The 15,461-nt window shown below is 35.2% G+C and carries 12 protein-coding genes; 11 read left to right on the top strand and 1 reads right to left on the bottom strand.

All coding sequences use genetic code 11. From position 1 onward, the window contains the following. Positions 1-224 precede the first annotated feature (224 nt). Positions 225-1,229: an LLM class flavin-dependent oxidoreductase gene (locus tag J7574_RS22970; protein ID WP_290974634.1), complete on the bottom strand. Its 1,005-nt coding sequence runs from the start codon at positions 1,227-1,229 to the stop codon at positions 225-227. A gap of 174 nt (positions 1,230-1,403) precedes the next feature. Between J7574_RS22970 and J7574_RS22965 the strand changes: the two genes are divergently transcribed. From J7574_RS22965 to J7574_RS22915, 11 genes are all read left to right on the top strand, one after another. Further along, positions 1,404-1,919, top strand: coding sequence for a DUF2975 domain-containing protein (locus J7574_RS22965; protein ID WP_290974632.1), 516 nt, complete (start codon positions 1,404-1,406; stop codon positions 1,917-1,919). A gap of 2 nt (positions 1,920-1,921) precedes the next feature. Next, entirely contained in the window at positions 1,922-2,128 is a 207-nt protein-coding gene (locus J7574_RS22960) for a helix-turn-helix transcriptional regulator (protein ID WP_008466864.1), read from the top strand. 115 nt (positions 2,129-2,243) lie between these two features. Then, positions 2,244-3,128 (top strand): ABC transporter ATP-binding protein, encoded by an 885-nt coding sequence (locus J7574_RS22955; protein ID WP_290974626.1) that lies wholly within the window; start codon positions 2,244-2,246, stop codon positions 3,126-3,128. Positions 3,129-3,132: 4 nt separating this feature from the next. Next, on the top strand, positions 3,133-6,669 hold the full coding sequence (locus J7574_RS22950; protein ID WP_290974623.1) for a M1 family aminopeptidase: 3,537 nt from the start codon (positions 3,133-3,135) through the stop codon (positions 6,667-6,669). A 277-nt stretch (positions 6,670-6,946) separates the two neighbouring features. Continuing rightward, complete coding sequence (locus J7574_RS22945; RefSeq protein WP_290974621.1) at positions 6,947-8,290, top strand: sigma-54 dependent transcriptional regulator; 1,344 nt, start codon at positions 6,947-6,949, stop codon at positions 8,288-8,290. 364 nt (positions 8,291-8,654) lie between these two features. After that, complete coding sequence (locus tag J7574_RS22940; RefSeq protein ID WP_290974619.1) at positions 8,655-8,936, top strand: hypothetical protein; 282 nt, start codon at positions 8,655-8,657, stop codon at positions 8,934-8,936. Positions 8,937-9,144: 208 nt separating this feature from the next. Further along, on the top strand, positions 9,145-9,222 hold the full coding sequence (gene kdpF / locus J7574_RS22935; RefSeq protein WP_073489533.1) for a K(+)-transporting ATPase subunit F: 78 nt from the start codon (positions 9,145-9,147) through the stop codon (positions 9,220-9,222). A 110-nt stretch (positions 9,223-9,332) separates the two neighbouring features. Next, entirely contained in the window at positions 9,333-11,054 is a 1,722-nt protein-coding gene (kdpA, locus tag J7574_RS22930) for a potassium-transporting ATPase subunit KdpA (RefSeq protein WP_290974616.1), read from the top strand. 160 nt (positions 11,055-11,214) lie between these two features. Beyond that, the gene (kdpB, locus tag J7574_RS22925) at positions 11,215-13,272 is read left to right on the top strand and encodes a potassium-transporting ATPase subunit KdpB (RefSeq protein WP_290974613.1); all 2,058 of its coding nucleotides are present in this window, start codon (positions 11,215-11,217) and stop codon (positions 13,270-13,272) included. 94 nt (positions 13,273-13,366) lie between these two features. Beyond that, entirely contained in the window at positions 13,367-13,918 is a 552-nt protein-coding gene (locus J7574_RS22920; RefSeq protein ID WP_290974610.1) for a K(+)-transporting ATPase subunit C, read from the top strand. 453 nt (positions 13,919-14,371) lie between these two features. Beyond that, positions 14,372-15,448, top strand: coding sequence for a porin (locus J7574_RS22915; protein ID WP_290974607.1), 1,077 nt, complete (start codon positions 14,372-14,374; stop codon positions 15,446-15,448). The last annotated feature ends 13 nt before the right edge of the window (positions 15,449-15,461 follow it).

Below are 15,461 nucleotides of genomic sequence, written 5' to 3'. Positions count from 1 at the left end.
TTACATATTATTATATATAAGCAAACCCGACAGGTTTTGAAAACCTGTCGGGTTTCATGGCGACTAAAACTAAATTCTGCTTCGCTATTCTTAAACCTCGCATTCTACACTTATATATATGTAGAAAAAAAACAAACCCGACTGGTTTTGGAAAACCGTCGGGTTTGAAATGAGAATTACTCTTATATATACTTAGAGTAAAACTATACTATATATAATATGTATTATTGATTTAAAGCGTCTATTACTTCTTTGGTAATTTCGATGCTTTTTAGTTTTGCTTTGTGATCGAAGATTGGACTTGTTACCATTAGTTCGTCGATTCTTGCGTAGTCTATGAACTTTCTTAAATCGGTTACTAATTGTTCTTTGTTTCCTGTAAAGGTTCCTGCTGTCATTTGGTTTACATGGAAACGTTCTGCTTCGTTCATGATATCATCTAATGATGGAACTGGTGGCTGTAATCCTTTGCGGTCGTTTCTAATTAAGTTTAGAAACATTTGATACAAACTTGTTGAAAGCAATTCTGCTTCTTCGTTTGTATCGGCAGCAATGATATTTAGACAAGCCATTGTTTTTGGTTTATCCAGATATTCTGATGGCTGAAAATTTTCTCTGTAAAATTCGAATGCTTGGATCATCAGCTTTGGCGCAAAGTGTCCAGCGAAAGCATAAGGCAATCCATAAGCCGCCGCCAGAGCCGCACTGTCCATACTTGATCCCAAAATCCAGATTGGCACATTTAGACCTTCAGCTGGAAATGCACGAACTTTTCCTGTTGCATTTTCAGATGAAAAGTATTCTTGAAGTTTGCTTACATTCTGTGGAAATCGTTGTGCTTGCTCAAAAAAGTCTTTTCGAATTGCTTCGGCAGTTGGCTGATCTGTTCCTGGCGCTCTTCCTAAACCTAAATCGATTCGGTTAGGATAAAGCGTTTCTAAAGTTCCAAATTGCTCTGCCACTACTAAAGGTGAATGATTCGGAAGCATGATTCCGCCAGAGCCTACACGGATATTTTCGGTTTGACTTGCCACATATCCTATCAAAATCACCGTTGCTGTACTGGCAACGTGTGCCATATTATGGTGTTCTGCCAGCCAGATTCTCTTGTATCCGAGTTTATCTGCTAATTGGGCTATGTCTTTTGTTTTTTGAAATGTTTCTGTTGCATTACTATCTTGGGTGATAATTGCAAGCTCTAATATTGAGACTGAAATTGGGTTTTTCATATAAATTAAGGCTAAAATGCAAAATTAAGCCATTTATGCGAATGCCTTTTGTTTTCTAATGTTAATAGAATTATAATATTCTCTAGTCGTTCTAAATATCTATTTTTTAATAATTAATTATTGTTTTACAATAATTAATTATACATTTGCAATATCAAATTTAATTTTCCGTGTATGAAGACCACTCACATTGTTTCGAGAATATTATTTTATTTCACCCGAATTTTATCAGCCGTCTACTTTTTTCTGGCTGCTTATTCGGTTTTTGCTTTAATAACGGGTCTGTTTTTGACTTTTAAGGATAATGGCAAATATTTTCAGGTTTGTTATCCTTTTACCTCGCATCCTGTTATGCTTGGAGATTATAATCTGCCGTATATTCTTTTTGACTTTCTGGCTCCGCTGAGTCTTTATGGACTTTTCTTTTTATTGAGCAGTAATGTTTTTAAAGTTTTCTTTCAGCCGAAATTGTTTACTCAAAATGGAGTTCTACACTTAAAACGTTTTTATTTATCGAATTTATTTATTCCGAGTATCGTGATACTATTTGCTTTCTTCTTTGTTCCTTTAGATAATGAAGTGGCACTTTTTATCATATTGCACGGAATGCTTGGCGCTTTTGCTTATTTTCTAGCAGCCATTTTTAAACAAGGTTTAAACCTTCAGAACGAACAAGACTTATTTATATAGCTATGCCAATAATTGTAAATGTTGATGTAATGCTTGCCAAACGCAAGATGCAGAGTAAAGAATTGGCAGAGAAATTAGATATAACGCCTGCTAATTTATCGATTCTAAAAACGGGAAAAGCAAAAGGTATTCGATTTGATACGCTCGAAGCCATTTGTAAAATCCTGGATTGCCAGCCCGGTGATATTTTAGAATATGTAAGCGAGTAGCTTTCTTTTAAATTAAATTTTCTGAATCTAAAAATCGGCTTTTTGAGGCCGACAGGCATTCTATTGCCTAAAATTTTCAAATCTCATTTATAAATCATCAAAAATCAATCAAAAAATGAACAGTTTATCAATCAAAAATCTCAGCAAAACGTATGAGAACGGCACGCAGGCGATTGACCATTTATCGCTTGACATTACAAACGGAATGTTTGGTTTATTAGGTCCGAATGGTGCTGGAAAATCGACTTTAATGCGAACCATTGCTGCTTTGCAGGAACCAACTTCTGGAATTATCGAGTTTAACGGAATCAACATTCTCGAAAATCCAATGTTTATTAGAGAAAATCTCGGATATCTTCCGCAGGAATTTGGCGTTTATCCAAAGATTTCCGCTTATCGTTTATTGGATCATTTGGCAGTTTTGAAGGGAATTGTCAATACAAAAGAACGACAGGAACAGATTTTGTATTTACTGCAGCAAACCAATTTACTACAGCACAAAGACAAAGCGGTGCATTCTTTTTCGGGAGGAATGCGTCAGCGTTTTGGAATTGCTCAAGCTTTGCTAGGAAATCCGAAGATTATCATTGTTGATGAACCGACTGCAGGACTTGATCCTGAGGAAAGAAATCGTTTCAACAATCTTTTAAGTGAAATTAGCGAAAGCATTATCGTGGTTTTGTCCACGCATATTGTCGAAGATGTCCGCGATCTGTGTACCAAAATGGCGATTATTTGTAACGGAAAGTTACTTTTGGAAGGAAATCCAAATGAAGCGGTTGATTCTTTAAAAGGCAAAATCTGGACGAAAGCCATTCATAAAAATAAACTGAGAGAGCATCAGAAACATTTTAATATTATTTCGTCGCATTTGAATTCTGGAAAAATCAATATTCATGTTTTCTCTGATCAAAAGCCTGATTCTGGTTTTGAATTGAGTTATCCAGATTTGAGCGATGTTTATTTCAATATTTTATCTCAAAATCAACTTAAAAAATAATGTTATGTTTTCGAAATTAATTCAATTTGAATGGCATAACAATACCAGAAACTGGACTTTTTATGCTACCTATATTATATATCTGATTCTTGGCTTTCTTGTGAGTGCTTTTGCGAACTTTTCGTTTTCGGGCGCTTATAAAAATAGTCCATTTACTTTGACTTATGCGATAGGTTTGCTATCGCTGATCACGATCTTTTCGATCACACTTCAAGTCGCACAGCATTTTTTTAAAGAATATGAAACCAAGTTTGATGCGATCCTCTTCTCTACTCCTATTTCTAAATTTCATTTTTTGGGAAGCAAGTTTATAACTGCTTTTGTGATTGCAGTTTCTTCTTTTGGAATGTTTATCATCGGAATGATTATCGGACATCAAATGTCATGGATTCCGAAAAGCGAAATTGGTCCTTTTGAAGTTTTAAATTACCTCTGGCCTTATTTCGTAATCGTTATTCCCAATATTCTATTATGTCTTTCGATTCTTGCAACGCTGGCTTGGCTTACGCGAAGCAAACTTTTTATTTATGTTGGCGGCTTATTCATCTACCTATTATATATAGCAGGTTCTATTTTTTCTAATTCGCCTTTATTTGCAAATGCTTCTCCGTCTTCCGCGAAAGCGATGTCTTTGGCCGCAAAAATAGATCCGTTTGGGTTGGCTGCATTTTTAGAACAAACGAGATATTGGACATCCATTGAAAAAAACACCCAATTACTTTCGCTTTCAGGCAACTTTTTATTCAATCGAATTGTCTGGATTTGCGTTTCTTTCCTTCTGATTTTTGTTTCCTATAAATTGTTTTCATTCCGAAAAACAAAAACTAAAAAGGTAAAGTCGGTTAAAATCGGTATAAAAGAGACACAACTATTTTCTACCGCAATTCCAGAACAGCAATTTAAAACCTCAAAACATAATTGGGCGGTTTTTAAAAGCAATTTGAAAATGGATATTTATTTGGTTTTAAAAGGAATTCCGTTTTTACTGATTGCAATTTTATTTTCTGGAATATTAATGGTAGAGATTTCAGATGAAATTGACGGTGGAATCAGATTGGCAGAAAATATTACCAATACGGCTTTGATGATTTCAACAATAATGGATCGTTTGCCCTTTATTTTAATTCTGATTACTCTTTTTTATAGTAGTGAATTATTGAATCGAAGCGAAAATTCCAGATTTGAAATGCTCGAAAATACAGCACCATATTCTCAATTTATAGTTTTGATTTCAAAATTGACGGCACTTTTTATGATTCCGCTTCTCTTAATTGGAATCAGTATTTTGATTGGAATTGGCTTTCAAATCATACACGCAAACGCTCCAATTGAAGCTGGACTTTACCTTTCAATGTTTTATTATATTGGATTTCCGTTGTTTCTGATTTCGATTTTGGTGATTGCCATTCAGACTTTCATTAAAAACAAATATTTAGGATTGGCCATTTCTGCATTTATTGTGCTTTTGTTTTGTACCGGAATTGGAGAACAATTGGGAATTTCACATCCATTATTTAGATTTGGAGATTCTTTTAAAAGAGAATATTTTGATTTGAATGGTTTTGGAAGTTATACTTTTCCGTTTCATATTTCGATGTGGTACAATTTTGGTCTGGCTTTGATGCTTCTAACTTTGACTGGAATTTTATGGAAACGAAATTCGACTATTCTAAAAACCATTCACAGAAATTCATTTAATGCTATTCAGAAAACAATTTTTGCTTTCGGAAGTATTCTTTTCATTGGTTTTGGAAGTTTTCTTTTTTATAAAACCAATATTGAATATCCATATTTAACCAAAGATGATCAGAACAATTGGAGCGAGCAATACGAAAAGCAGTTTAAAAAATATGCGAATCTTGACCAGCCAACGATTATTGCGGTAAAAAGTAAAGTCGATTTGTTTCCTGAAGAAAATCGTTATGAAGTGAAAGGCAGTTATGAATTGATCAATAATTCGGAAAAACCAATTGATAGTTTACTCCTATATATAGATCGAAATTCGAAACTGACTTCTGTTGAGATTGAAAACGCCAAAAATCTCGATGATGTTTCTCAATTTCAGCATTATTGGTACCGATTGGAAAAGCCTTTGCAACCACAGCAAAAAATGAAAATGAGTTTTGCTTTTACCTCAACTTGGTCGCCATTTAAAGGTCATACTGCTTTTAATTCGATTATTAAAAATGGTTCGTTTATGCGAATAAGCCGTTACTTTCCAACTTTTGGTTATCAAGATTCTAATGAAATCAGCAGTAAAAAAGAACGTACAAAAAGACATTTAAAACCACAACCGCCTCTTAAAAAACTCGAAGAAAAATCGAAAACAGTATATGATTTCATTAATTATGATGTTGTGGTTTCGACTTCTAAAAATCAAACCGCAATTGGAATTGGAGATTTAATAGGAAGTTGGGAAAAAGACAACCGCAATTATTTTCATTATCAATCTAATGGAAAGATTCCGTTTCGATTTGCTTTTTCTTCTGCCGAATATGAAATTCAAAAAACGAATTATAAAGGAATTTCAATCGAAGTTTATTATGACAAAAGGCATTCTAGAAATGTTGCCAAACTAATTCAGGATCTAAAAAATACCTTGGATTATTGCCAAAACAACTTTGGGAAATATCCGTACAAAACTATCCGCTATGCCGAAGTTTCTGCTTTCGCGGATGGATTTGCCGCAACTTCGTATCCGTCGACGGTTTTTATGAAAGAGAATTTTGGGTTTTACAGCAACTTGAATAATCGAGATAAAGAAGATATCATCAATCAATTAACAGCTCACGAATTGTCGCACGAATGGTGGGGAAATTCACAAATTAGTCCGGAACAAAAAGAAGGAAGCTGGATTTTGACTGAAACTCTCGCGCAATACACCGAATTGATGTTGTATGAAAAAGAACATGGTTTGGAAAAAGCATTGGAAACTTTAAAGATTCATCTGGATTTGTATTTGAGTAGCCGAAGTTACGAACCCGAAACTCCATTATATAAAACGAATTATGAAACGCCGCATTTGCCTTATGACAAAGGAATGCTCATTATGCATCAATTACGAATGCTAATTGGAGAAGAAAAGATAAATCTAGCTTTGCATAATTTCTTAAATCATTATAAATATCCAAATCCAATTCCAGATTCTGCAGATTTACTGAAAGAGATTTATTTGGTTACTGATTCAAAACTTCAACCTAAATTGGATGAAATGTTTAAAAAGATTATTACTTATTCTTCTAAAATTTCTGAAGTTGAAAGTGCCAAAAAGAATGGTTTTTATGAAGTTTCTTTTAAAGCCGATTCTAAAAAATATCTAGAAAATACTACAGGAGTTCGCAAACAAATTGCCAACGATTCAACAATTGATATCGGAATTTATGATGAAAATGGAAAGCTATCTTGTTATACTTTTCCAATTCAAAACAATACAATTGAGGGTAAAATTAAAATCAAAAACAAACCTCAACGCATTGTAATTGATCCTTATTTACTGAATATTGACACTTTTATAAAGGACAACGAGAAAGAGATTGATTAAGGATTTCTCGTTGCTCCTAATTTTTTAAACACATAGAGGCATAGATTTTACTTTACCTCAAAGAAAACCAAAAGAAACTCGTTTCTAACACATAGATTGCTATGTGTATTAATGCAAGTGAAACGCCTTTTGAGAATAGAAAAATCTATGCCTCTATGTGTTTATTTTTTCCGGCCACAGATTCTTTTCTAAATAATTTTCCTGAATCAAAAAAGCAAACCAATTTTAACCCTAAATTTGTAATCAAATACCAAAATTTGGTTTAGCATCTCTGCAAATGACACACAAAATTTTAATTATAGACGACGAAGAAAAACTGAGAAGTCTGCTGGTTCGTATTATTAAATCGGAAGGATTTGAAGTTTTTGAGGCGAAAGATTTAAAATCTGGTTTTAAAAAACTGGAGCAAACGGATATTGATGTTGTTTTATGTGATGTAAAACTTCCCGATGGAAACGGTGTTGATTTTGTGCAAAACATAAAAAGCAGTTTTCCTTTGGCAGAAGTTATTCTGCTAACAGCTTTCGGAAATATTCCAGACGGTGTTCAGGCGATGAAAAATGGCGCTTTCGATTATATTGTAAAAGGCGATGATAACGACAAGATTATTCCGCTCCTTTATAAAGCGGTCGAAAAAGTGCATTTGCAGAAAAAAGTAAAACAGCTTGAAAAACGTATTGGCGATAAATATTCCTTTAATACCATAATTGGAAAATCAAAAGGAATTGAACAGGTTATTGATCTTGCCCAAAAAGTAGCCAAAACCGATTCTACTGTTTTATTGACTGGCGAGACGGGAACTGGAAAAGAGGTTTTTGCACAGGCAATTCATGAAAACAGCAATCGTGCAGGAAAATCTTTTGTGGCTTTAAATTGCAGTACTTTCAGTAAGGAAATTTTAGAAAGTGAACTTTTCGGCCATAAACAAGGTGCTTTTACTGGAGCTTTGAAAGATAAAAAAGGCTTTATTGAAGAAGCAAATGGCGGGACTTTATTCTTGGATGAAATTGGTGAGATGCCAATTGATCTTCAGGCAAAATTATTACGTGTTTTAGAAACCAGCGAATATATTCCTGTTGGAGACACAAGTCCTAAAAAATCAAATTTCAGATTAATTGCAGCCACGAATCGTGACTTAAAGGAAGAAAGCGAAGCACATCGTTTCCGTTCTGATTTGTATTTCCGTTTGAATATTTTCGAAATCAAACTTCCTTCACTTCGCGAAAGAGCTAAAGATATTCCGTTGCTGGCTAATTATTATGTGAAACAGTTTTCTGAAAAAACGAATAAAAAGACTTTACATACGGCTGCTGATTTTCTCGAGAAATTAGAAAATTATTCTTGGCCGGGAAACATCCGCGAACTCAAAAATGTTATCGAGAGATCGGTTATTTTAAGCAATGGCGATACTTTGACTTCTGATATTCTGCCATATGAAATCCAGCATCAAACAGAGAAAACCAACAAACCAATGTCGGCTTTTTCTATGCAAAGTATTGAGAAATTGCACATTCAAAAGGTTTTAAATTATACTAAAGGAAATAAAGCTGAAACGGCGAGATTGTTGGAAATTGGGATTGCGACTTTGTATAGAAAGATTGAGGAATATGGGATTCAATAGGATAAATTCCAAATTTTTTAAATTCCAAATTCCAATGGCAATTTCAATATCAAATTTCAAAATCAATTTTTAATTCGATTTGAAAAGCTCTGGAGGAGCGAAATATTTATAGAAATAATATATTCCCATAGAAAAAAGCTCCAGCGGAGCGACATATTAAAAATGTGGGTGTCGCTCCGCTGGAGCTTCCTACTTTAAAAATAACATATCAAAACGAGAAAAGCTTATCAAAATGATAGGCTTTTTTTATGCCTGATTTTTGGCACGAAAAAACAACTCCTTATTTTACAACACTTTACACTCTACTTAACATTTTCGGAATATATTTTGGCATAAAGAGAAAGAACATAAAAAATTCCTTCTCATGAAAAATCAAGTTAATTCCATTTACAAACAAGCTGAACGCTTTGCCGAGATCACTAAAAAAAATATTATCTCTGGAAATATCGTTCGAGCTAAAAAATGTTTAGCGCTTGCTGAACGGTTATTTATTACTGGAAGTATCGAGACTAAAAATGCTATTTCAAACGTATATGTTTTTTCAGTTTCATCTTTTATGGAAATGCGCCACTGCAATATTTCACATCTTTTCCCGCAAACGCTTAAAGCAGAATATATCAAACAAGTTAATACTTCTGGAGTCTAATGATGAAAAATGTAATCTGTAAAATGTAAAATGTCTTTCCGTTTACTTTTCACATTTACTCAGATTACATCATCTAACAAATAACATTTTACATTTTACATCTCACAATAAAAACAATTTTATGATCACAATTCTTTTACTCGCACTGGCAGTTTTGCTGTTTGCGATTTGTTTTAAATCTGTTGAATTCTTTGAAAAAATCTAAATCATGACTGCACTCTTTATTGTTTCAATTGCCGTTTTCGTGTATTTGGTTTATGTATTAATTAAACCTGAAAAATTCTAATAAGTGTGAAATGTCAAAAGTGAAATGTTAGATGTCTTTCATTTTACAAATCACATCTCACTTTTCACAACTTCACATTTCATTTTTTACAATCAACAACTCACAATATTATGAATACAGAATTATTAGGTGTTATAGGTATTTTTCTCCTAACTTTTGTTTTAGCGATTCCTTTCGGAAAATATATTGCTAAAGTATTTTTAGGAGACAAAACGCTTCTTGACCCAATTTTCAATCCGCTTGAAAAAATTATTTTTAAAATCAGCGGTATCAATCCAGCTGAAGAAATGAACTGGAAACAGCATTTAAAAGCACTTTTAAGCATCAATATGCTTTGGTTCTTTCTCTGCTTTTTTGTGTTGCTTTTTCAGGGTTCTTTACCTCTAAATCCAGATAATAATCCATCCATGTCGCCTGATTTGGCTTTTAATACAGCCATTTCATTTTTAGTCAATTGCGACTTGCAGCATTACTCAGGCGAAAGTGGGGTTTCTTACCTATCACAAATGGTATTAATGTTTTTACAATTTGTTTCGGCTGGTGTCGGAATCGCTGCTGCAGCAATGGTTTTTACCGCTATGCGCGAAAGAACAACTGATAAGCTGGGAAATTTCTACAACTATTTTGTAAAAAGCTGTACTCGTATTTTATTGCCACTTTCAGCAATCGTAGCTATTGCTTTAGTTTTTAGCGGCACTCCAATGACTTTTGAAGGAAAAGATGCTATCACTACTTTACAAGGCGATCATGTTGAAGTTTCTCGCGGTCCAGCTGCTGCTTTTGTTGCCATTAAACATATTGGTACAAACGGTGGCGGATTTTTCGGAGCAAACTCAGCGCATCCTCTAGAAAATCCTACTTATTTTACCAATGCTGTTGAGCTTTGGGCACAAATGATAGTCCCTTTTGCAATGATTTTCGCGCTTGGCTTCTTCCTTAAAAAACGAAGATTCTCCTATATCATTTTTGGTGTAATGACAGTTGGATTTTTACTCTTGGTAATTCCAACAATGTCAAGCGAAATAAGTGGAAATCCCGCTATCGAAAAAATGGGAATTTCTCAGTTAAACGGAGCAATGGAAGGAAAAGAAGTCCGTTTTGGTCCAGCCATTTCAGGTTTCTGGAGTATTGCCACAACAGTGATTTCTACAGGTTCTGTAAACAGTATGCACGATAGTTCGATGCCAGTTTCAGGAGCTATGCAATTATTGGCTATGATGGTCAATGCCTTTTATGGCGGATGCGGTGTAGGTTACCTTAACTTTTACATTTTCATTATTCTGGCTGTATTTATTTCTGGTTTAATGGTAGGTCGAACCCCTGAGTTTTTCGGAAAGAAAATCGAAGCTCGAGAAGTCAAAATCGCTGCTTTTATTGCTATTCTTCATCCTTTATTGATTTTAGCAGGAACCGCTTTAGCTTCTTATTTTGCTGCACATGATACTGCAATGGGGTATTGGTTCAGCGGAAATGCAACGGGCTGGTTAAACAATCCTGGAAATCACGGATTCTCTGAAATGTTGTACGAATATACTTCGAGTGCTGCTAACAACGGTTCTGGTTTTGAAGGTTTAGGCGATAATAATCCGTTTTGGAATATCACTACAGGAATTGTTTTATTGTTAAGCCGTTTCATTCCAATCATAGGACCTTTGGCAATTGCTGGTTTATTAGCCAATAAAAAATACATTCCAGAAAGTGCAGGAACTTTAAAAACGGATACAACGATTTTCGGAATCATGATTTTTGCTGTAATCGCAATTGTTGCTGCTTTATCTTTCTTTCCAGCGCTGGCATTGGGACCACTAGCTGAGTACTTTACACTAAAATAATGTTCGTATTTAAAACATAGCCCAAGGTTGAAACCTTGGAGACAAAGATTGAAAACATACGTTGTGTTCCAACGGTTGAAACCGTTGGCTATGTTCTACAAGCTATATGTTTTTGCATCGCACAACATTTAACAAATAACATTTAACTTTTTACAAGAAAATGACAACTAATAAATCCACATCATTGTTTGAAAGCAAACAGGTAAAAGAAGCTTTATTGCAGTCTTTTGTGAAGCTGAATCCAAAAATGATGATTAAAAATCCGGTAATGTTTACCGTAGAAATTGGAACTGCCATTATGTTTGCCGTTTGCGTTTCAATCTTAATGGGCGCAACCGATCAGGGCAGTTTTATTTACAATTTAATTGTTTTCCTAATTTTATTTGTAACGCTTTTGTTTGCCAATTTCGCCGAAGCTATTGCCGAAGCCAGAGGAAAAGCACAAGCTGACAGTTTAAGGAAAACCCGTGAAGAAACTCCTGCAAGACAGATTCTGCCAAATGGAGAAATCAGAAACATTAGTTCTTCTCAATTAAAAAAAGACAATATTTTCATTTGTGAAGCGGGCGATTTAATTGCTGCCGACGGAGAAATTATCGAAGGTCTTGCTACAATCGACGAAAGTGCGATTACGGGAGAAAGTGCTCCTGTAATTCGTGAAGCAGGCGGAGACAAATCTTCTGTAACAGGAGGAACAAAAGTGTTGTCTGATAAAATCAAAGTAAAAGTAACTTCAGAACCTGGCGAAAGCTTTTTGGATAAAATGATTGCTTTGGTTGAAGGTGCAAGCCGTCAGAAAACGCCAAACGAAATTGCCTTGACTATTTTGTTAGCGGCTTTTACCTTAATCTTCGTGATTGTCTGCGTTACCTTGAAACCTTTTGCTGATTATGCCAACGCTCCTATTACTATTGCTGCTTTTATTGCATTATTCGTTTGTTTGATTCCAACGACAATTGGAGGTTTGCTTTCTGCGATTGGAATTGCGGGAATGGACAGAGCTTTGCGTGCCAATGTGATTACAAAGTCGGGTAAAGCGGTTGAAACTGCAGGAGATATTGACGTTTTGCTTTTGGATAAAACTGGAACAATTACCATAGGAAATAGAAAAGCAACTAATTTTTACCCAACAAAAGGCATTTCTTTTGAAGATTTCGTTAAATCTGCTGTATTGAGTTCGCTTGCCGATGATACGCCAGAAGGGAAAAGTATCTTAGAATTAAGTGAAATGATAGATGTAAAAAATGAAGCAAAGGCAAGCTTTTTACAAACGACTTCTGAGATTTCACACACTATCAAATTTACTGCTGAAACCAGAACTTCAGGTGTAATTTTAAAAGACGGAACAAACATTCGAAAAGGTGCGCAAGATGCTGCTAAAAAAATTGCAGAACAAGCTGGAAATGTTTTTCCTGAAGATACTTTGCAACAGGTAATCACAATTTCTTCAAACGGAGGAACACCTTTAGTGGTAATTAAAAATAACGAAATTCAAGGTGTTATCGAATTGCAGGATATCATTAAAACCGGAATGAAAGAACGTTTTGAACGCTTACGCAGAATGGGAATCAAAACGGTTATGGTTACGGGAGATAATCCGCTTACGGCTAAGTTTATTGCTGAAAAAGCGGGAGTAGATGATTTTATTGCCGAAGCGAAGCCTGAAGATAAAATGAATTACATCCGAAAAGAACAAGCTGAAGGTCGTCTGGTTGCGATGATGGGAGACGGAACAAATGATGCTCCTGCCCTTGCCCAAGCCAATGTTGGTGTTGCCATGAACAGCGGAACGCAAGCAGCAAAAGAAGCTGGAAACATGGTTGACTTGGACAATGACCCAACAAAACTAATCGAGATTGTCGAAATTGGAAAACAGCTTTTAATGACTCGAGGAACGTTGACCACTTTCTCTATTGCGAATGACGTTGCTAAATATTTTGCGATTGTTCCTGCCCTTTTTATTACTGCGATTCCAGCATTGCAAGGTTTGAACATCATGCGTTTACACAGTCCTGAAAGTGCTATTTTATCGGCTGTAATTTTCAATGCGATTATCATTCCGATCCTGATTCCGCTGGCGTTGAGAGGTGTTGAATATCGTCCGATTGGAGCGAGCGCCATTTTAAAACGTAATCTATTGATTTATGGTTTAGGCGGTTTGATTGTTCCTTTTATTGGAATCAAAGTCATTGATTTAGTTGTTGCCCTATTTATGTAAATAGAAGTTACTAAGACACTAAGCTGCTAAGATTCTAAGTTTTTTTCTTAGCCACTTAGAAACTTAGCAACTCAGAATCTTAAAAATAAAAAAAATGAAATCTATATTTTCACTCATAAAACTTACTGCGGTTACTTTAATCTTATTCGCAGTTATTTATCCTCTTGCGATTTACGGAATCGCACAAATGGCTCCCAATCAAGGAAAAGGAGAAACACTTTCTGTTAACGGAAAGGTTGTTGGATATCAAAAAATTGGACAAAAGTTCGATAAATCGAATTATTTCTGGGGAAGACCTTCGGCAGTTGATTACAATGCTGCAGGAAGTGCCGGAAGCAATAAAGGTCCGAGCAATGCTGAGTATTTAGCTTTGGTTCAAAAGAGAATCGATACTTTCCTTGTTGTTCATCCTTACTTGAAAAAAGCTGAAATTCCAGCTGATATGGTGACAGCTTCAGGAAGCGGTTTGGATCCGAATATTTCTCCGCAAGGTGCTTTAGTTCAGGTAAAACGTGTGGCTAAAGAAAGAAATTTAGCTGAAGCTAAAGTAAAAGCTTTGGTAGAATCTAAAATTAACACGGCTGTTGTTGGACCTGAGACTGTGAATGTTTTGGAGTTGAATATGGCGCTTGATGCGTTGCGCTAAAGCGCTAAGATGCTAAGGTTCTGAGATTCTAAGTTTTTCTCCTGCAAGGTTTTCGAAACCTTGTAGGTATGACTTCTCTTTAGAAATACAGTAACCACACGGTTTGTCATCCCGAGGAACGAGGGATCTCCGCAAGTAGCTCGATAAAGATTGGCTATTTACTGTACGGAAGTTCCAGTGAGGTTGCTTCGTTCCTCGCAATGACAAACTGTAGCGAAAAATTTAATCGAAAACCAAACTTTATAAAATTAAATACCTACAAGGTTTTGGAAACCTATTAGGATACTAGACGCCTTTTTTACCCCAAATGCCCTAGCCCCGATAGTAGTGGAAATCCTTTTGTGCCGGGGTTCGGCACAAAAGATTGAAACGGATAGCGGGAAATAGCTCCTAAAAAATCTACTAATATTAATTTAATTAAGAGGGCGATTGCTTCGTTCCTCGCAATGACATATGAAAAAAATACTACTTACTGCTTTAATCGCTTTTGGTTTTAGCAATTTACATGCACAAGAAGAGTCTAAAAGTCCGTTTACATTTTCTGGATATGTAGACGTTTATTATAGTTACGATTTCGGGAAACCGGAAAATCATACTCGACCAAACTTTTTTTATAATTATAATCGAAGCAATGAGGTGAACCTGAATTTGGGTTTGGCAAAAGTGAATTATTCTAAGGGAAATGTGCGAGGAAATTTTGCCTTGATGGCGGGAACTTATGCTCAATATAACATGTCGGCTGAGCAGGATTTATTGAAAAATGTTTATGAAGCGAATGTTGGTGTGAAGATTTCACAAAAACATGATTTATGGATTGATGCAGGAATTATGCCATCGCATATTGGTTTTGAAAGTGCGATTGGAAAAGATTGCGCAAATTTAACCCGAAGCATTCTGGCTGAAAATTCGCCTTACTATGAAGCGGGTGTGAAAATTGGCTATACTTCTGATTCTGGAAAATGGTATTTGGCTGCGATGTATTTGAACGGCTGGCAGAGAATTCAGAAAATCGAGGGAAATCAAACTCCGGCTTTTGGAACACAGGTTACGTATAAACCTACGGACAGAGTGGTTTTGAATTGGAGCACGTATGTAGGAAATGAACAGCCTGATATTGACAAAAAATGGCGTTACTTTAATAATTTCTATGGACAATTTAAAGTAACAGAGAAAACGAATCTAACGGCAGGTTTTGATATTGGTTCACAGCAATCGGCTAAAAACAGTAACAAATACGATACTTGGTTTTCGCCTGTTTTGATTCTGCAATACAAACCAACAGATAAAATTCAGCTGGCAGCACGAGGCGAATATTACAGTGATGAAAAAGGTGTAATTATCGCAACAGAAACTCCAAACGGATTTAAAACTTACGGATTTTCAGCTAACTTTGATTACTTAATTACTGATAATGTTATGTTTAGAATTGAAGCGAGAAATCTGTCAAGTAAAGATGAAATTTTTACCAAAAACAATCTGCCAACAGACACAAATACTTTTGTAACAACAGCTTTGGCAATTAGTTTCTAATATGTGAAATGGT

Source organism: Flavobacterium sp. (assembly GCF_017744675.1).
Taxonomy (GTDB): Bacteria; Bacteroidota; Bacteroidia; order Flavobacteriales; family Flavobacteriaceae; genus Flavobacterium.
Note: the sequence above shows the minus strand (reverse complement) of the source record. Positions and strands in the feature narration are given on the sequence as shown.

Bases quoted from the DNA above. Each gene is read 5' to 3' on its own strand.
- J7574_RS22970 (WP_290974634.1), bottom strand. From the start codon at position 1,229: ATGAAAAACCCAATTTCAGTCTCAATATTAGAGCTTGCAATTATCACC.
- J7574_RS22965 (WP_290974632.1), top strand. From the start codon at position 1,404: ATGAAGACCACTCACATTGTTTCGAGAATATTATTTTATTTCACCCGA.
- J7574_RS22960 (WP_008466864.1), top strand. From the start codon at position 1,922: ATGCCAATAATTGTAAATGTTGATGTAATGCTTGCCAAACGCAAGATG.
- J7574_RS22955 (WP_290974626.1), top strand. From the start codon at position 2,244: ATGAACAGTTTATCAATCAAAAATCTCAGCAAAACGTATGAGAACGGC.
- J7574_RS22950 (WP_290974623.1), top strand. From the start codon at position 3,133: ATGTTTTCGAAATTAATTCAATTTGAATGGCATAACAATACCAGAAAC.
- J7574_RS22945 (WP_290974621.1), top strand. From the start codon at position 6,947: ATGACACACAAAATTTTAATTATAGACGACGAAGAAAAACTGAGAAGT.
- J7574_RS22940 (WP_290974619.1), top strand. From the start codon at position 8,655: ATGAAAAATCAAGTTAATTCCATTTACAAACAAGCTGAACGCTTTGCC.
- kdpF (WP_073489533.1), top strand. From the start codon at position 9,145: ATGACTGCACTCTTTATTGTTTCAATTGCCGTTTTCGTGTATTTGGTT.
- kdpA (WP_290974616.1), top strand. From the start codon at position 9,333: ATGAATACAGAATTATTAGGTGTTATAGGTATTTTTCTCCTAACTTTT.
- kdpB (WP_290974613.1), top strand. From the start codon at position 11,215: ATGACAACTAATAAATCCACATCATTGTTTGAAAGCAAACAGGTAAAA.
- J7574_RS22920 (WP_290974610.1), top strand. From the start codon at position 13,367: ATGAAATCTATATTTTCACTCATAAAACTTACTGCGGTTACTTTAATC.
- J7574_RS22915 (WP_290974607.1), top strand. From the start codon at position 14,372: ATGAAAAAAATACTACTTACTGCTTTAATCGCTTTTGGTTTTAGCAAT.